10 protein-coding genes are annotated in these 19,073 nt (G+C 32.4%); 7 read left to right on the top strand and 3 right to left on the bottom strand.

Annotated elements, in window-relative coordinates; genetic code table 11:
* Nucleotides 1-13: 13 nt before the first annotated feature.
* Genes FHK87_RS10625 through FHK87_RS10645 form a run of 5 tightly spaced genes read left to right on the top strand, consistent with a single transcriptional unit; the run spans nt 14 to nt 10,334 of the window.
* Nucleotides 14-2,374 carry an ABC transporter permease gene (locus FHK87_RS10625; RefSeq protein WP_140592656.1) on the top strand — a complete coding sequence of 787 codons (2,361 nt, stop codon included), beginning with the start codon at nt 14-16 and terminating at the stop codon, nt 2,372-2,374.
* Nucleotides 2,375-2,403: 29 nt separating this feature from the next.
* Complete coding sequence (locus tag FHK87_RS10630) at nt 2,404-4,770, top strand: ABC transporter permease (protein ID WP_140592657.1); 2,367 nt, start codon at nt 2,404-2,406, stop codon at nt 4,768-4,770.
* Between the two features lie 27 nt (nt 4,771-4,797).
* Nucleotides 4,798-7,179, top strand: coding sequence for an ABC transporter permease (locus FHK87_RS10635; protein WP_226294184.1), 2,382 nt, complete (start codon nt 4,798-4,800; stop codon nt 7,177-7,179).
* A gap of 39 nt (nt 7,180-7,218) precedes the next feature.
* On the top strand, nt 7,219-9,639 hold the full coding sequence (locus FHK87_RS10640; protein WP_140592659.1) for an ABC transporter permease: 2,421 nt from the start codon (nt 7,219-7,221) through the stop codon (nt 9,637-9,639).
* A 32-nt stretch (nt 9,640-9,671) separates the two neighbouring features.
* Nucleotides 9,672-10,334, top strand: a complete 663-nt coding sequence (locus FHK87_RS10645; protein ID WP_140592660.1) for an ABC transporter ATP-binding protein — start codon at nt 9,672-9,674, stop codon at nt 10,332-10,334.
* A 487-nt stretch (nt 10,335-10,821) separates the two neighbouring features.
* Here FHK87_RS10645 and FHK87_RS10650 read toward each other — a convergent pair whose 3' ends face one another.
* Nucleotides 10,822-12,318: a carboxypeptidase-like regulatory domain-containing protein gene (locus tag FHK87_RS10650; RefSeq protein ID WP_226294185.1), complete on the bottom strand. Its 1,497-nt coding sequence runs from the start codon at nt 12,316-12,318 to the stop codon at nt 10,822-10,824.
* Between the two features lie 689 nt (nt 12,319-13,007).
* Between FHK87_RS10650 and FHK87_RS10655 the strand changes: the two genes are divergently transcribed.
* Complete coding sequence (locus FHK87_RS10655; protein ID WP_140592662.1) at nt 13,008-13,835, top strand: M57 family metalloprotease; 828 nt, start codon at nt 13,008-13,010, stop codon at nt 13,833-13,835.
* Between the two features lie 204 nt (nt 13,836-14,039).
* On the opposite strand, the gene FHK87_RS10660 is transcribed toward FHK87_RS10655, so the two are convergent.
* Both FHK87_RS10660 and FHK87_RS10665 read right to left on the bottom strand, forming a co-directional pair.
* Complete coding sequence (locus FHK87_RS10660) at nt 14,040-17,642, bottom strand: ABC transporter permease/M1 family aminopeptidase (RefSeq protein WP_140592663.1); 3,603 nt, start codon at nt 17,640-17,642, stop codon at nt 14,040-14,042.
* A complete protein-coding gene (locus tag FHK87_RS10665) occupies nt 17,639-18,523 on the bottom strand; it encodes an ABC transporter ATP-binding protein (RefSeq protein WP_140592664.1) in 885 nt (294 codons plus the stop codon). The genes FHK87_RS10660 and FHK87_RS10665 overlap by 4 nt, the downstream gene beginning before the upstream one ends.
* A 112-nt stretch (nt 18,524-18,635) precedes the next feature.
* Here FHK87_RS10665 and FHK87_RS10670 point away from each other — a divergent pair, with 112 nt between their 5' ends.
* Complete coding sequence (locus tag FHK87_RS10670; protein ID WP_140592665.1) at nt 18,636-19,052, top strand: hypothetical protein; 417 nt, start codon at nt 18,636-18,638, stop codon at nt 19,050-19,052.
* The last annotated feature ends 21 nt before the right edge of the window (nt 19,053-19,073 follow it).

Consider the following 19,073-nt stretch of genomic DNA (forward strand, 5'->3'; position numbering starts at 1 on the left):
ATCAGGAGTGACTATGTTTCAAACTAAAATTAGAACAGCAATTAGGGTTTTTAAAAAAGAAAAAACCTTTATGATCATCAATGTACTTGGTCTTTCTTTGGGGATATGGTGTAGTTTGTTGATCGCATTATGGGTGCAAGATGAGTATAACCAGGATAAATTTCATAAAAACGGAGAACAAATATATAAGGTAATACGCAATGAAAAAGTTGATAAACAAATTGTAAGTACAAAATTTGGTACGGCATACCCTATAGGGCCTGCCTTAGAACAAGAGGTTCCAGAGATTGAAAATATCATACGATATGCTCAGCCCAGAAAAGGAGTTATGCAGGTTTCAGATACTTTTATAGAAGCTGATATAGCTGCGGTAGATGCTGGTTTTTTCAATGTTTTTTCATTTGTTTTAAAAGAAGGAAACCCAAAAAAATGTCTTAAAGATGTAAATGACATAGTTGTCTCAGAAGAATTTGCCTCTAGGTATTTTGAAGAAGGAAATAGTGTGGGTAAAACCATTAAAACTGTAATCAATGAGACCGACTTTACATTTACGATCTCAGGAGTTTTTAAAAAAATACCTCAAAAATCCTCAATGCAATTTGATGCGGTGATCCCTGTATATAATTACCTTCAATTCAATAATGAAAGTTGGGGTAATTCCTGGCTTACTACATATGCCGTAGTAGATACTAATGCCAAAGTAGAAGATGTATTACAAAAAATTGAAAAACTTCCTGCTAGAAAAGCCGATGTAGATTGGTTTACACTATCACTCCAGCCTTTTCATGAGATCTATTTATATTCTAAATTTAGAAATGGTATTGCTACAGGCGGTAGAATAGATTATGTAATACTATTTTCGTTTATAGCAATTTTTACACTTCTTATAGCTTGCTTTAATTTTATTAACCTTACCACATCCTGGTCAATCAAAAGATCAAGAGAAATTGGGGTAAAAAAGATACTAGGTGCAAAAAGAGGCACACTAATAGGGCAGTTTATTTTTGAATCTGTCATTTTTGTTACAATATCACTAGTATTAGGGATTTTATACACTCAAATCTCTATCTCATGGTTTAATGAGATTACCTCAAAACAATTAGAGATACAATATTTTGACTTTACGTTTTATGGTATCTTATTGATGATCGGTTTATTTACCGTAGTATGTTCTGCTATTTATCCGGCTTTCTTTTTATCATCTTTTAATGCGGTATCTGCACTAAAAGGAAAAATCAGTAATAGCATTAATCAGACAATGTTGAGAAAAAGTTTAGTCGTGATTCAATTTGGGATTTCAATCATTATGGTCGCAGGTACAATTGTCGTTTACTTTCAATTAGACTACATACTCAATAAAAATCTTGGCTTAGATAAAGAAAATGTTATTTACATGCCAATGGATGCAAATATCTATAAGCAGGCAGAGGCTTTTAAATCTGAACTGGCAAAATTTCCGGGAATAGTTAGTGTTAGTTCTTCTAATAGTGATTTGATTACTCCGATAGGAAATTCATCAGACCCTGTTTGGGAAGGGAAAACCGAAAATGAAGGACAATTATGGTTTTCTATCCTAGATGTAGATTTTGGACTTATAGAAATGCTCAATCTCGATATCACAAAAGGAAGATCTTTTTCAAAGAGATTATCTAGTGATACAATACACTATATCATTAATGAGGAGGCAGCAAAATTAATGAATATAAAAGATCCTATTAATGCGTCGTTACGTTTTTGGGGAGATGAAAACGGAAAAATTGTGGGAGTAGTCAAAGATTTTCATTTTACGTCATTGCGTAGTCCTATAGCTCCTATGATTATTAGATGTAGGCCGACCAATACAGATATGTTGTACATAAAAACATTACCGCAAAAAACAAAAGAATCTATCTCATATTTAGAGCAATTACATAAACGATTCAGTAGTTTTCCTTTTGATTTTCATTTTCTTGATGAAACTATTGAAAAAAGCTACAAAGAAGAGCAGAGAGTTCAGAAAATAGGAGGGATTTTTTCTGCTTTGGCCATTTTTATTTCTAGTATGGGATTATTTGGTTTGGCATCTTTTACAGCTAATCGAAGAGCCAAAGAGATTGCGATTAGAAAAGTTTTGGGAGCAAGTTCTTTTGGAGTGTTTAATATGTTGTCTAAAGAATGCTTAAAACTTGTATTGGTATCTTCTCTATTTAGTATTCCGTTTGCCTGGTATATTGTAAATGGATGGATACAAGACTTTGCTTTTCGTATTGATATCCAATGGTGGATGTTTGCAATAGCAAGTATTGTAGTTTTACTAATAGCGTTATCAACTGTTAGTTATCAAAGTATAAGATCTGCAAAAACGAATCCTGTAAAAAGCTTAAAAACAGAATAAATACTGCTCACATCAAAAAATGAATAATTATGTTGAAACATCATCTTATCCTCTACATGAGGAGTATCAAAAAATATAAAATTCCCTTTATAATCAATATTATTGGGCTTTCTACAGCTTTAACTTGTAGTATATTAATTTATCTATGGGTGAGTGATGAGTTGCATGTAGATAAATTCCATAAGCATCAAAACCAGATTTTTCATTTGATGGAAACTCTCGACTTTGCAGATGAAAAATCGGTAAGCCCACATACATCTGGTATTATAATACCTTTGTTAGTAGAAGAAATGCCAGAAATCGAGCAGGCAACTCGTGTAGCAAAATACCCTAAAAATGCTTCAATTTTTGTAGAAGACAAAACGATAAAAGCAGATGGGTATTATGTGGGAAAAACGTTTTTTGATATTTTTTCTTTCCCAATTATTGAAGGAAATAAAAATACAATCTGGACGAATACCAATAGTATTTTATTGTCAGAGTCGCTTGCAAAAAATTTGTTTGGAACTACACAAAACGCAATCGGAAAAACAATAGACTTCCAAAAAAAGAAAAAATATGTTGTCTCAGGTATATTCAAAGATGTACCTACAAAATCTTCAGAAAATTTTGATTTTGTTCTCTCTTATGAAGAACGAATACTTGTTCAACCCAATCTTATGGAATGGGGTAGTTCGGGTACTTATGCATATTTAAAAATGAAACCCGAAACAGATGTAGTGGCGTTTAATCTAAAAATAAAAGATTTTATAAAGCAGAAAACAAATAATGATCAAATATACCGAACTCCATTTCTAAAAAAATATTCTGATGAATATCTGTATGGTAACTATAAAGATGGTATACAGACAGGTGGTAGAATTACATATGTAAAACTTTTTTCTATCATAGCTCTATTTATCTTGATTATTGCATGTATCAATTTTATGAATTTGTCTACAGCAAAAGTTTCAAGACGATTAAAAGAGATTGGGATCAAAAAAGCGATTGGAGCAAGTAAAAAAACACTTGTTTTTCAATATTTGACAGAAGCAGTTGTACTAGCATTTATGGCGTTATTTCTTGCTATGATTTTTGTACTTCTATTACTTCCGGAGTTTAACCAAATAACGGGAAAACAACTTACAATTACTCTCGATAGTACACTTCTTATAGCATTATTGAGTATTACTTTGTTTACTGGTTTATTATCAGGAAGCTATCCCGCATTGTACTTATCAGGATTTAAGCCTGCTACTATTTTAAAAGGTAAATTAAATACTTCTGTTGGAGAATTATGGACACGAAAAGGACTTGTAATTATACAATATACAATTTCTATCATTTTAATTGTGTCGGTACTGGTGATCTACAAACAAATTGAATTTATTCAAAATAAAAATTTAGGATATTCTAAAGAGCAAGTGATTCATTTTGATCGAGAAGGAAAAACTCTTGATAATAATTATATCCATACTTTTTTGTCTGCATTAAAAAAAGTTCCCGGTGTAGTCAATGCTTCTTGCACACGTAATAGGATGACCGGTAATAGTTGGGAAGTTGGTGGATTTGATTGGGAAGGGAAAGATCCAAATGACTATACTCAATTTGAGCACATGATAGCATACTATGATCTCATTGAAATGTTGAATATTGACGTCTTACAAGGAAGAGCCTTTTCTGAAAATTTTAAATCAGAAAATACTAAGGTGATTTTTAATGAAGCAGCCATTAATCATATGAATCTTAAAGATCCGGTAGGAAAAACAATTTCTTTTTGGGGAAAACAAAAAGAAATCGTAGGGGTTGTCAAAAATTTTCATTTTCAATCATTGCATGAAGATATTAAACCGATGTTGATCAGTTTTTGGCCTGATAGACTCTCTAAGTTTATGGTGAAAATAGAAAAAGGAAGAGAAAAAGAAGCGATCGCTAACTTAAATACCTTTTACAAAGAATACAATCCTAACTTTTTGTTCGATTATAGTTTTCTTGACGAAAACTACCAAAAATTATACTTATCAGAGCAGCGAATTGCAAAACTATCAAGATATTTTGCAGTATTGGCGATATTGATTTCATGTTTGGGGCTTTTTGGCTTGGTCTCTTTTACCGCAGAAAGAAGAAAGAAAGAAGTTGGTATCCGGAAAGTACTAGGAGACAGTAGCGCACATATTTCTTTTTTACTCTCTAAAGAATTTGTAAAACTTGTTTTGGTAGCGATCTGTTTGGGTCTACCTATAAGCTATGTCCTTACTAATAGCTGGCTATCAGGGTTTGCATATAATGCAGGAACAAGTATATGGTATTTTTTGACCGCTGGTGCATTCGTATTAATTATCACTATCCTTACCGTAAGTACTCAAACTATAATTGCTGCCAATAGAAACCCTGTAGAAGCTTTGAAGGATGAATAACTGTTATTTAAACCACCCATTATGTATATGAATTATCTAAAAATAGCGTGGAGAAACCTAAAAGGGAGTAAACTGTTTTCTGTAATCAATATTCTGGGTCTATCTATTGGTATTGCAGTTACTATAGTATTACTCTTGTATATACATGCAGAGCTTAGTTTCGACAAGATGTATACAAATCAAGATCGTATCCATAGAGTGTTGTTGCATACCGAAGATGGTGTAGCAAAAGAAATTTGGACAGGAATTCCCTCTGCATTAAGCCCTGCTTTACAAAATGAAATTCCTGAAATTGAATACGCATCAAGATTACTAAAACATGACTATGGTGGCAATGCTGCAATTATAAAAGCAAATCAAAAACATTTTTCAGAACAAAAATTGTATTGGGCAGATGCAGCATTATTTAAAATCTTTGATATTGAATTTATAGTGGGGCAGAGTACCACTATATTAAACGATCCCAATACTGTAGTGTTATCAGAAAGTACCGCCCAAAAATATTTTGGGAATGATAACCCTTTGGGCAAACTTATTACACTTAATAATAGTGAGCAACTCGAAGTAAAAGGAGTTTTTAAAGATTTCCCCTCAAATAGCAGTCTAAGTTGTGATATAATTGTTTCATTTACATCACTACAGTACCATCTTAACCCAAGTTGGGGCAATGCAAGTTTTGAAACTTATTGTTTATTGAAACCTAACACTTTTGTTGATGATATACAACAAAGTATTCAGCAGATTGTAGACAAAAATATTCCAAAAGATGAGCAATGGTACTCTTTTACATTACAACCTTTAGAACGTGTTCATTTATACTCAGCTTCTTATAAAGATAACTATTCAAGTAAAATAGGCGATATCAACGAAATCCAAAACTTATCTTTTCTTGCCATTTTGATTTTACTTATCGCTTGTATTAATTACATGAACTTAATTACTGCCCATTCTCAAAAAAAAGCTAAAGATATAGGAGTCAATAAAACATTAGGAGCGACTTCAAGAACATTGATATTTAGGTTTTATGTCGAAACAGCTTTACTTACTTGCATCGCTATGATTATAGGTATTGTGTTTACTATTGTTATGCTACCTTTTTTTAATACTGTTTTTCAAAGTACCCTTGATATTGCGATGCTGGGGAATGTATATTTTATATTTGGAATGATCGTTATTTGGCTTATTGTTACTTTGATTGCCGGGTCTTATCCTGCTATTTTTTTATCAAAAGCTTCGACAGGGATGATGCTTAAGCCATCTTTTAGAATGGGAAAAAATACGATTCTAGTTAGAAAAGGACTGGTAATTTTACAATTTGCAGCATCTGCAGTATTAATCGTAAGTGTGATCATCATGCATAAACAACTTCAATTTATGCAAAATAAGGAATTAGGTTTTGACCCCGAAAATGTAGTAGCGATACCTATAACTGCAATACAAACACCACAAAAACAACATACTTTGGTAAAAGCTTTTGAGTCTTTGGCTACTATATCTCATGTTACAAAAGCACAAGGATTTCCCAGTGTTGATGTAAGTGGAAATTCACTATCAAGAACTCAAGATTTTGCAACATATATCGATATTAGATCAAATGCTGTAGATCCAAATTTTGTGGATGTACTAAAGCTTAACATGTTAGAAGGAAAGCGACTTTCTGAAAATAAGCAAGATGCTGATACGATCAAAGAAATGGTACTTAATGCAAAGGCTGTGAAACAACTTGGATATGATATCAAAGAGGTTGTTGGTAAAAAAGTATATATGAATAATAGGATTTTTTATGTTGTAGGGGTAGTAAATGATTTTAATTTTTCTTCTTTACATATTCCTATTGGAGCCTATGCCTTTCATAATGGTACAAGAGAGTCCAAAAGATATCTTCTGGTGCGCACTACGGGATCAAATGTAAGCAGTTCAATACAACAGTTGGAAGCTACTTTTAAGAAGATAGCGCCAGATGCAATTTTTGAGTTTGAGTTTTTGAACAAGAGACTACAAAATCTATATACTTATGAGCAAAAGATTGCTCAAATTTATGTCATGTTTTGTGGTTTGGCGATTTTGATTGCTTGTCTAGGCCTTTTTGGATTGGCAGCTTTTACTGCAGAGCAACGTACCAAAGAAATTGGTATCAGAAAAGTCCTTGGAGCCAGCGTTACCAGAATTACACAAATGCTTTCACTTGATTTTGTCAAGTTGGTTTTGATAGCGATTATAATTGCTTTTCCTATTGCCATTTTGATCATGAACAATTGGCTTGAGAAATTTGCTTACAAAACAGATATAGGGTTGCATGTTTTTTTGAGCGCAGGTTTTATGATCCTTACTATAGCATTGATCACAATAAGCTCTCATGCTATTAAGGCTGCTATGCAAAACCCAGTAAAGAGTTTGAAAACAGAGTAGTAAATAGTCAATGAGTATTGATAATATTTTTAATGATGTATGTATACTTTATATTTTAAAATAGCGGTCCGATATCTTTTTAAGAATAAATTGTATTCTTTTATCAATATCCTTGGATTAGCAATAGGAGTAACCTCTTTTATTCTAATCATGGTATATGTGAATTATGAACGTAGTTTTGACCGTTTTCGAGGATCAGAAAATGTTTATAGAGTGTATATGGACTATTTGGAGGGAGATCAATATGTTCCCGGAGATGCACAGTCTTATAACGCCATTGGACCTGCGTTTGCAAATGAGTTTCCCGAAGTACTGGATTATGTACGTTTTTATCGTTTTGGCGAAACCGTTTTGCAGCACAACGATAAGTTCTTCGAAGTAAACAATGGTAATCTTGCTGATCACTCATATTTTAAGGTTTTTGATAAACGTCTTATTAAAGGAGATATAAATACAGCATTACTTCAGCCTAATTCTATTGTGCTTACAGAAACGCTTGCGCAAAAAATATTTGGAGATCAAGATCCAATAGGTAAAACCATTACAATGTTTTATACCAAACCTTTGGTCACTACCGTAACAGGGGTAATGAAGGATATTGCAGAAAACACACATTTTAAAATCAAGTATCTAATTTCTTTTGATACCATGAAATCCTGGGAAGGGTTCCCATCTCAACCGCGGTTAAATTGGAATTTGAATGAATATTTTACATATCTACACATTGACCCAAAAACTGATATAGCAGTATTGCAGGACAAAATTATAAATAGCAATTTTGAATCAAATAGTGAGGAACGCCATAATATAGAACCCATAGAGGATATACACTTATACTCAAACAAACCTTATGAAGCAGAAGCCAATGGAAGCATTATGAGAGTGAAGTTTTTGACAGCAATTGCTTTTATCATTATTATTTTGTCATGGTTGAATTATATTAATCTGTCAACTACAAAATCAATGGAACGCTCAAAAGAGATTGGAATACGAAAAGTATCGGGAGCACAAAAACGACAACTCATTTTGCAATCCCTTCTTGAATCGTTTATTTTAAATCTGTTAGCTATTGGAATTGCAATTTTGATCGCTGTACTGATCATCCCATTATATAATTCGCTAACCGGTCATGTCTTAGAACTTGATTCGGCAATTGTCTTTAGAATTCTTCCGATACTCGGTATTTTGCTCCTTGGTATACTAATAGTTGGGTTGTATCCTGCGATAATACTAAGTAATTATTCTCCTTCCAAAGCATTAAAAGGAAAGATAAGAGCTTCTGCAAATGGATTAAATGTGAGAAAAGGATTGATTATACTGCAATTTTTGGCAACTATAGTATTACTGGTAGGCACATTAGTAGTAAATAAACAAATCAGGTTTATGCAAGATCAGCCGATTGGTTCTGATTTAAATAACATCATAGCAATTAGTGGAACGCTCCTAGAGAATAAAACAGATTCTTTGTTGGTAGATGATATGCTAACATTGCAACAAGAAGTAAACAAACTACCTTTTGTAAAAAGCGCTACGATTGCACAAACGTATCCCGGTGGAGGTTTTGAAGGGTTATCATCTTTTATGGGAATCACAAGGCCAGATGGAGTAGAAGAACAACATAATGTATATTATAATTATGACGTGCAGCCTAATTTCTTTGAAGTAATGGGGATCGAATTTCGAGCAGGAAATACATTTACATCTACCAGTAAAAGCAATGACAATAAAAATATAATTGTTAATGAGAACTTTATTAAAAAAATTGAAGCAAAAGGCGCACAAGAAGCCATTGGTAAAAAAGTAAAGTTTTGGGATAATGAGTGGACTATAATTGGAGTGATTAAAAATTATCATCACTTTGGGGTAAAAATGCCTACAGTACCCATAATTTTTATAAATGGTTTTGATATCAGTAACTTACTAATAAAATTAGATGCTAATAGTACCTCGATTTCTGGGTACAATGATATTATTGCTGACCTGAAACGTACATCAAAAAAGACGTTTTCAAACAGTATATTCAAAACCACTTTTATAGACAAAGAATTTCAAGCTCAATATCAAGAGGATAAAAAATTTGGTGATGTATTCAACATATTTACATTATTGGCAATCATAATAGCAGGATTAGGGTTATTTGGGTTAACCTCATATACCTGTATACAACGTAGAAAAGAGATAGGTATTAGAAAAGTAAATGGCGCAAGTGTGTTTAAGATCCTTAAGCTTTTGAATATCGATTTTATAAAATGGATAGGTTTAGCATTTCTACTAGCTATACCTATTGCTTGGTATAGTATGAATACATGGTTAGAAAATTTTGCAGTACGTACTACAATCGGAGTATGGACATATATATCTGCAGGTTTCATAGCTTTATTGATTACTTTACTTACGGTAAGTTGGCAAAGTTTTAAAGCTGCTACGGATAACCCTGTCAAAGCTTTAAAAGACGATTAGAAAAACAATATGGTAAATAAAAAAATAAAAAAATGTTATTACAATTAAAAAACGTATCAAAATGGGTACAATCAGGAGGACAAAAGATTTCTTTGCTCAAAGACATTAACTTTTGGGTTAATGAGGGTGATTTTATCTCTATTATGGGGCCATCAGGATCAGGAAAATCTACATTATTAAATGTTATAGGTATGTTAGACACCTTTAATGAAGGTGAATATACATTTTTGGATCAATCTGTTCACAAATTAAGAGAAAAACACCGTTCTAATCTATACAAACAGTATATGGGGTTTGTTTTTCAATCCTACCACTTAATCGATGAATTAACGGTAAAAGAAAATTTAGAAATGCCATTATTATATAAAAAATATAACTCTTCTGAACGAAAAGCTTTGGTAGCCGATATATTGGATCAGTTTAATATTGTAGGTAAAAAAGATCTTTTTCCAACCCAATTGAGCGGAGGACAACAACAATTAGTAGGTATTGCACGAGCACTTATTGCAAGTCCAAAATTAATTCTTGCAGACGAACCTACAGGAAATCTTAACTCTAAGCAAGGTGAGGAAATTATGGAGACTTTTAAAGAGCTTAATAAGCAAGGAGTTACGATTATACAGGTTACACATTCAGAAAAAAATGCACAATATGGCTCGAGAGTCATTAATTTGCTAGATGGTAGTATTGTATAGTAGGGTGTAATGCTGTATTATTGGTAAAAAGGTTCTTCTGTTTTGTCGATTACGTCTTTTTTACCTTCCGTTGGGTCTTTATGATCAAAATTTCTATTGAATACGTTGAAATTTTAACGTGTGAAGTCAAAATTTCAACCTTGCGCGTTAAAATTTTAAAGATCAAGGCCAAAATTTGAGTTACACTTCTTAAAATTTCAACCTTTGAAGTTAAACACTTCGTCTTTTTTACCCATAATTTGGTCTTTGAGGTTAAACGTTTGGTGATAAGTGTGAAAAATTTAAGAGGAATTATCAAAAATTTAATGCTGTTCGTTAAACGTTTGAGCTTGATTGTTGATTTTTTAATGTTTTACTCGATAATTGAGATTTAAATCGTTGTCTAGGTGTGCCTCTATAATATCTATTGAAGGTAATTAATCGTATTACGATACTATTTTGTGTTTATCATAATACTTGTAATATTAATATATATATAGAAACCTAGCTATTCTGTATCCGGAGCTGCTGTAAATTCTCTTATTGCAGTATTGGGTTCTATGATGTTATACCCTTTCCAAAAGCCGGGATTATATTGTGATAAGTATTTGGGCCGTATCGATTTATTTTCTTTGCTATTATTATAGGCACTCTCGGTTAATTGTTTTGTATTAAAAACAACAACTTCAAACTTGCTAACATTCTTGTTTACAGCATCAATGTCTAAAGAGAGTTCATTTTGCTTGCGTCTCCCTTTTACATGTTTGTTTTTTTCAATCACTTTTAGAGGGCGATCAACACCAAATGTGTTGCCTTGTGTTTTTTCTAGGTACTTAAGCGTGTATTTTTGATCAAGACCTTTGGTAAAAATTGTTTTTCCTTTGTACAATGTTTCTTTGTAACTAAGCCCTAATAACTTAAAGTTTCTGAGCCATTTTACATTTTGATATTCTACCCTCATTATAGCATAATCCTGAGTGTTTACATAAATTGTACCTTTAAAATCTTCTCTACGTTTGGGAGAAAACGTAATAATGTATACGCTGCTATCGTCTATATAGGTATAGTCTTCGAGTTTGAATAGGTATCTGCCGGGTTTGTGTATAAAGTTTAACTTAGAATCTTCATAAAAAAACATATTCCCCAATAGATCTTTTAGGGTTGATTTGCGATGTTTTACAAATTTGTTTTTGTTTTTTGATGCTACTTGATCTTTTGCAGCGCTAACAGCCTCATTATCATTTTCCAGAATAGAATCAACCTGTACTTTTGTGCCAAAAATTCCGGATTTGATTTTTAGATATGAATCCGGTTTCACATTTTCTTTAAAGATTTTTTCTAATCTTTTAGATAAATCATCCATCGAGCCAAGATTATTTTTATCGTATAATTCTGCGGCCTTGATAATATTAATTTTTCTTTTATCGAGATCACCATAAAAATCACATAAGGTTTCTATATAATATTCAGATTTTCTGGGGATAAGCCTGGTTACACTATCAATAAACTTTTTGTTAAGCTCTTCGATGGTAGACTTCTTAAATTCGAGGCTTAATTTATTAAGCTTATTAAAATCGGATTGTCTGTAAAACAGTCGTTGCTGAGTCATATCAAAATGGTAATTGTCTTCTAACCGATCAATAACATTTTCTATAATTTCATCAACAGTAAGATTCTTATTTGAGACAAAAACACTTTTTAGTTCTATTGCCTTGGGAGTGATATATATAATGCTATCAATGACACTATTAACAGCAAGGCTCACTCTCTCATACCCCATAGAAGAGACATGTATAGAGTCTGTTTTGATTGTTGATTGATCAAGATTTAGTGTAAACCTACCTTCTTCGTTTGTAATGATTCCTTGTTCTTCTGATATTTGAATCGTTGCATAAGGGATAGGTTGGTTTGTATTTTTATCAATTACTTTAGAAGAAATTGTCTGGGCTTTGCCTGATAAACTTATTACAAGAGAAAAGAATACTAGAAATATATGATAGTTCATATTCATAATTTTTTGACTTGACATTTTTATATAAAGACATCGATAGAGGGTATAAGGTTGCTCCACTATAGCATCTTAATTATAATAGGATAGACCGAAAATCAGTATGATTTGTTACATCTATCATTGTAGCAATATGGTATATAAAACTAAAAGTTAATCCTTGTTTATAATATACAATACTTTTGAGAACCAATTTACTTTATTATTCTCAGAAAAATTTAAATTAATGTATAAGAAAAAGTTAGATTTTAGAAGTTTGAGAGTAAGATGTTTTTTTGAAATCTTATAGCTATCTATCGGCTGAAAATCTTCAGTAAAACAGTTTTTTTCACTAGTTTTTTTCTTATGGTCACGTTAATGTTTTGTGCATTAAGCATAAAATTTAGTTAAAATAATGCGTTTTTGTGATTGAAAAATATGTTTTCTTGTGAATGAACTGCATCAAAATTATCTTAATTTTTTTAACACGTTTTGTCAGTTCGTAATTTGCATATAGTCAGAATGATAAATTATTTTTTCCTAGTAATAATTTCTAGCTTATTAAAAATAAAATTATTTTATTGCCGTATTTTAATTATGGTTTTACCATGATTTTTTCTGATTATTTGTAGTTTGAGATGTTAAATTTTAATTTCTAAAGTTTATATATATTGCCGCCCTAATACAAACTCAAACTTATTCAGATTATGAAAAAAAGTGTTTTTTACACCTGCTTAGGTGTGGCTATGCTTGGCCTTGTATCTTGTCAAACAGATTCAAACGAGCAACAAGAAACAGAACAATCCTTACTTACATCAAAAGTTGAATCTTTAGGTTTTAGTACAGAAGGCATGTACGAAGCGACTATGGATGGTAAAGAAGGCATTGTCGTAGAAGGAGATATTTTTCTAGATGATGAAATGATGCATCATCTTGAAAATAAAACACTACATTCTGTGAACGAAGCAAACAGCAAACATTATGTAACCCCGGACTTATTGCCAAGAAATCAGGCGATTACTCTAGATATATTTTTAGATCCTGCTTTTAGTAATAATGCTGTTGCTGCTTTTAATGAGGCGTTAAGCAGATACAATGAGTTAAATATCAATCTTACGTTTAGAAGAACATTTAACCAAAGTAGTGCAGACATCGCTATTCTTTTACAATTTATTCCACCACCACCAACAGGAGGCACTGTTTTAGGAAGAAGTGCAGGATTTCCAAGAAACGGCAGACCTGCAACTCCTATCATTTTGAATTCTACTGTGTTTGGAGGTACAAATGTACGTGCGGATACACCAGCAGTTATTGCTCATGAGATTGGGCATGCCATAGGTTTCCGTCATACAGATTGGCAAGATCGTTCTTTTAGTTGTGGAGGGGATTTTGATGCGGAAGGAAGATTTGGAGCTTTGTTTGTTCCTGGTACTCCTAGAGGAGCAGAGTCAGGTTCTTGGATGCTAGCTTGTAGTGGTGGTGTAGATAGACCATTTACCGCTTCGGATAGAACAGCATTAAGATTTGTTTACTAGAGAGAGAAAAAGTCAATAACTTCGAGGTGAGCCTTGAAGGATTGAAATCTTTACGACAAAGTAAATATTAAGCTTAAAAAATACTGGTTGTTTTAAGAAAGTATGTAGAAGTCACTTTTGCATACTTTCTTTTTTTACAAAAAAATCACGATCAGAACAGCGCTATCCGATCGTGATTTTAAATACACCTGCTCTCTCTTTCCTTTATTCCTCTTCAACAGGTTTTAAGTTATCATCAGAATTTCTATCGATGAGTTTATTGTATGGATCTATCCCCGCTTTTAATGGTTTTTTGTCGGTAACTATAGTAAAAGTATTGTTTCCGGGTTTAAGCCATTTTCTTTGTAAAAAATACGGATTTTTGAGAGGAACTTCTTGCTCATCAACAATGTCCTCTCCAAATAGACCTACCTCAATATAATTTGTACGATCATCAGTACGTTCTTCTTTACCGGTATCATCATAATATATCTTTTTTGAATCAATAGTAAAAGTAGTCTCATACTTACCGTTATCTAATGCTTTGGTTTTGGCAATTAGAACTCTATTTTCATACAAAGCAATTTTTTTGAAACCATCTCGTACGGCATATTTGAGTGAGTCTGGAGTTACTTTATAAATAGCATCATAAAGATTTTCTGAGGTAGGAAATACTCCTTTTTCAAAATATTTATATTCGTTAAGGAAGTTTTTTAATGCAGTATTGATATTGTCTTCTCCGATTAAATCCTGAAGCTCATACATAACCATTGAACCTTTGCGATACCAAATATGCTGTCCTATTTCTACATTTAATAAAGAACGTTCTGGTTTTAGGCTGAATGATCGACTTCTCAAATACTCATCCAAAGAATATTTTAAAAAGTTTTTGATTCCGTTTTCACCATATTGATGTTTCATTGCCATAAGAGAAGAGTATTCTGCAAGGGTTTCAGAAATAATATTGGCTCCTGATGTTTTACTTGGAGTAACGATATGACCCCACCATTGGTGCGCTACCTCGTGTGCTGTAACTCTGAAAGCATAGTTGAAATCCTCTGCTTTTTCAAAATTTGCAGCAAATCCAAAATCCTCAGAATAAGGAATTGTGGTAGCAAAAGACTGAGCAAAAACAGCATGAGCAGGAAACTCTACAATTCTTATGATAGAGTTAGGATACTCATAGAAGTTTTTTGAGCAATAGTCAAGCGCGACTTTTATACCTTCTACAAAATATTTTAGATTTCTTTTATGTTTTGGAGAATGATAAATCTGGATCTCGACTTTTTTACCACTTGGAGCTGTCCAACTAGAAGTTTCTACATCATATTTTGCAGAAACAATATTAAAGAATAGATCTGTTTGTGATTCTAACTTATAATGATAATAAGCCCTGTCAGATTCATTCCATTTTTTTACGAGTTTACCTGGTGCTAGTGCTATTTGATCTGAAGCTGTGCTTACTGTTGCTTCAAAATTGATGTAATTAGCATCCTCATTAAATAAATTCTTCTTTAATGCTGTAGAGTCTGTTCTTGCAGGAAAAATATAGTCTAGTTTTTCTAATCCATGTTTGACACGTACTCCATTATCAATTAAGCTCCTCTCAAAATGAAACCTCGGAAAAATAGTACTGTTAAAAAAAGAACCATTGTATAAGACTTCTGTCTCCCTGGCATTAGCAAAACCTTTTGTTTCTGCAAGTACTTCTATGGTAAGGTTTGCTTTTTCATTGGGTTGCATAGGTTTAGGCAACTTATAGAAGTACACTCTGTATATAGAGTCTTTACTCACTGGCGTTAATTCTGTACCATTATATACTACTTTTTCTAGAGAGGTATGATGCGTGGGATATTGAACCTCTAAAAATAATGTATCAATAGCAGTATTAAAATTGTTTATGATTTTGAACTCACCTCTTGCTTTTACATCACGTTTTTTAGGAAAAACATCAATAAACGCTTTCAGGTCGGTTACTTGTGGGTGAGCTTTACCTATATATTTAGTATATTCTTTTTCGGCATCGACTTCTACTTTTTCTGCATAATTACCATTTTCGAGTGAGTTCAGTACCTTAAGGTTATAGTATGAATATCCCGAAACACCCACAAAAGCAATAAGTACACCGATAAAAGTTATAGCAGTCTTTGTATTAAATCGTTTTTTTGCAATCGACAGTCGTTCTTTTGCAGAAGAAAAGAAGCCTCGTGTCCAGAATACTTTTCCGATGAGCATTAAGATCGTTGTGATCAAAATCCAATACAGATTTAACCAGAAAATACCAATAAGATAATGCCCAAAACCATTTAAGTCACTGATAAAAAATGGCGTAGTACTACCATAAACCAGCATAGGATTTGAACTTTTGAAAGCAAATGATACCAATAATGGTAATCCAACATACAGAACGATAACTATAAAATGACCTAGAAATTTATTATTCACCAACACATGAACAAAGAATGCGAGCAATATAGTGGTCAAAAAACCAGGGAATATCAACATAAAGTTATATGTAAGGTACATATCTAACTCATAGTTAAAATATCCGTTTATCGTCTGAAATAGAACTCCTATAATGATATTAACAAGCGTAAGTATAAATGAAACTCCAATTAGGGATATAATCTTTGAGAAATAAAGACTGAAATTACTTATCGGTAGCGCATCATAAAATACAAATGTTTTATTCTTTCGGGTTCTATGTACTGCTTCACCAGAATAAATGACTAAGATTATGGCAGATAATAATGTGATCCCTCCAGAAACATACATAATCACATATCTGGTAAGCGGTAGATTAGGTGTGCCGTAGATTTCATTTGCTTTAAAAACAGTGATAATCGAAATGATAATACCGATAATTAATAGAATAGAAAAAATAGGATCTTTTACAATAGATAAAAATTCAATTTTACTCAGAGACCAAAGATTCTGTTTTGCTGTTTTTTTATTAAAAATTTGTTGTACCGAGGTTACCAAAGAAGGCCTGTAGATATCAGTATCAAGTTGCTTACTTTTTTTGCCGGATAATAAGAATTTCTTGTAATCGAATTTAAAATAGGTGATCAAGAAAAAGAGTATTCCTAGTGAAAACCAAATCACTCTGTTCAGTAAAAAATTACCATAAAGAGGGAGTTGATTGATATTAAGTTCGTTTATAGACCAATATTTTTTAACAAAATTAAAAGCTCTGTTACCAAAAGGATCAAGGTAAGGGGTCAACCACTGATTATCTAAACTAGAAAGTAAATCTCCAGATATATTGTATAATAGAAACAGGCAGATTCCCCCTAGATAAATAATAGGCATCTTCTTGAAAAATGCCATAAGACAAAAGAACAAAGCACCTATCAAAAGAGCATTAACCTGTAAGATAAAAAGAAATGGTAAAAGATAAGATTGCATATCAAAACCACCGTATGTTCCATAGTCAGGACGTTCCATAAACTCACCAAATCCGAATCCTATGATTACACCTATAATGATAAATAGATTCAATAAAGTGGCGATAGCATAACTACCCAAAAAACGACCTAAAACATAAGATTTTTCTCGTATTGGAAACGTAAAATAGGTCTGTGCCGTATTATGGTCTTTGTCTCTAAAAATAGGGACACCCATTATTGCTGCATAAAAGAAAATACAAACAATGGATAATGGAGCAATTACTCCTACAATATTGCTAGGACTATTTACAAATTGAGCGGTAACAGATTTTTCAAAAAAAGAAATCAAAATAGCAATTGCAAGCCCCAATATCGCATAGATCCATGTAGCAGGTCTTTTTAAACGATATTTAAGTTCAAATAGTAAAATTTCTATCATGCTATAACCTCCTCTTCTTTTTTGTTGATACAATAGAAGTAGAAGTCCTCCAGCGTATTTGAAACTTTTTCAAACCCTTCTCCGGGATCAGTCTCACTGTATATGTTAACATAAAACTGCCCCCCTCTTAGGTAATTCGAAAGAATGATATATTCACTTTGAAGGTTTTCTAATTCGGATTTTTCGATTTGTTTTTTATATACTTTTCCGTTTAGCGTATTAGAAAGTTCTTGCGGATTTCCTTGTACAAGAATCTTACCTTCATTGAATACTGCCATGTTTTGACACAAATTAATAACATCGTCTACAATATGGGTACTTAAAATCACAACAGCATTCTCACCTAATTCACTTAATAAGTTATGAAATCGATTACGTTCCAATGGATCAAGTCCTGCCGTGGGTTCATCTACAATGATCAGTTTTGGATTGCCTAGTAGCGCTTGTGCGATACCAAAACGTTGGCGCATTCCACCAGAATAGTCTCCAAGATTGCGATTTCTGAATTTATAGAGGTTTACCTTTTGCAACAAATCTGCAACATACCCTTTTCTTTCTTGCTTATTCGTGATTCCCTTTACTTTTGCAATATGATTTAGCATCATTTCGGCAGATACTTTTGGATATACGCCAAAATCCTGAGGGAGATACCCTAGTATTTTTCTTAATTCTTCGGGTTGTTTAAAAACATCGATGCCATCAAATATAATTGAGCCTGAGTCTGCTTGTTGTAGCGTGGCTATCGTTCTCATTAATGAAGATTTTCCTGCGCCATTAGGGCCTAAAAGACCAAACATACCCTTTTCTAAAGTTAAAGTAACATTATTCAATGCTTGTGTACCATTAGGATATGTTTTATTAAGACTTTGTATTGAAAGCATATTTTAGAATTAAAAGTTTTATACTTATTAATATTAGTAATAAGTATCTATATAATGTTACAATAATCAAAACAAAAAACTAAAAAAATGCCTAGATTAGAAAATATTCTATATGAAAGACAGAGAAGTGAATTTCCTTAATACCTTTAGAACACATCCAAGAAGAATTTTTCTAGTCGATGCTCTCGGAGCGTTGCTCTCGGCAATTTTATTGTTTGGAGTCTTGGCGCAATTTGAACACTATTTTGGCATGCCTAGAAAAGTGTTATACATATTATCCGTACTTGCTTTTTGTCTGTTTGGTTATTCCATAAGTTGTTACCAATTTATCAAAACTAACCGAAAACCTTTTTTAAAGGTAATTATAGCTTGTAATATCGTGTATTCTTTGATTTCTATAGGGTTAATAGTAGAGTATTTTGATAAAATTACTGAATTGGGATTTATTTATTTTGTGCTCGAATTGATAGTAATTGGGGTAATTGTTTTTGTAGAATATCGAACCCTACAGAAAATACAGTTCTCTTAAGTTTTATCCAAAGATAGTATG

It is taken from the genome of Aquimarina algicola (genome assembly GCF_006443095.1).
In the GTDB taxonomy this organism is placed as follows: domain Bacteria; phylum Bacteroidota; class Bacteroidia; order Flavobacteriales; family Flavobacteriaceae; genus Aquimarina; species Aquimarina algicola.

Bases quoted from the DNA above. Each gene is read 5' to 3' on its own strand.
- FHK87_RS10655 (WP_140592662.1), top strand. From the start codon at position 13,008: ATGAAAAAAAGTGTTTTTTACACCTGCTTAGGTGTGGCTATGCTTGGC.
- FHK87_RS10640 (WP_140592659.1), top strand. From the start codon at position 7,219: ATGTATACTTTATATTTTAAAATAGCGGTCCGATATCTTTTTAAGAAT.
- FHK87_RS10650 (WP_226294185.1), bottom strand. From the start codon at position 12,318: ATGAACTATCATATATTTCTAGTATTCTTTTCTCTTGTAATAAGTTTA.
- FHK87_RS10660 (WP_140592663.1), bottom strand. From the start codon at position 17,642: ATGATAGAAATTTTACTATTTGAACTTAAATATCGTTTAAAAAGACCT.
- FHK87_RS10630 (WP_140592657.1), top strand. From the start codon at position 2,404: ATGTTGAAACATCATCTTATCCTCTACATGAGGAGTATCAAAAAATAT.
- FHK87_RS10645 (WP_140592660.1), top strand. From the start codon at position 9,672: ATGTTATTACAATTAAAAAACGTATCAAAATGGGTACAATCAGGAGGA.
- FHK87_RS10665 (WP_140592664.1), bottom strand. From the start codon at position 18,523: ATGCTTTCAATACAAAGTCTTAATAAAACATATCCTAATGGTACACAA.
- FHK87_RS10670 (WP_140592665.1), top strand. From the start codon at position 18,636: ATGAAAGACAGAGAAGTGAATTTCCTTAATACCTTTAGAACACATCCA.
- FHK87_RS10635 (WP_226294184.1), top strand. From the start codon at position 4,798: ATGAATTATCTAAAAATAGCGTGGAGAAACCTAAAAGGGAGTAAACTG.
- FHK87_RS10625 (WP_140592656.1), top strand. From the start codon at position 14: ATGTTTCAAACTAAAATTAGAACAGCAATTAGGGTTTTTAAAAAAGAA.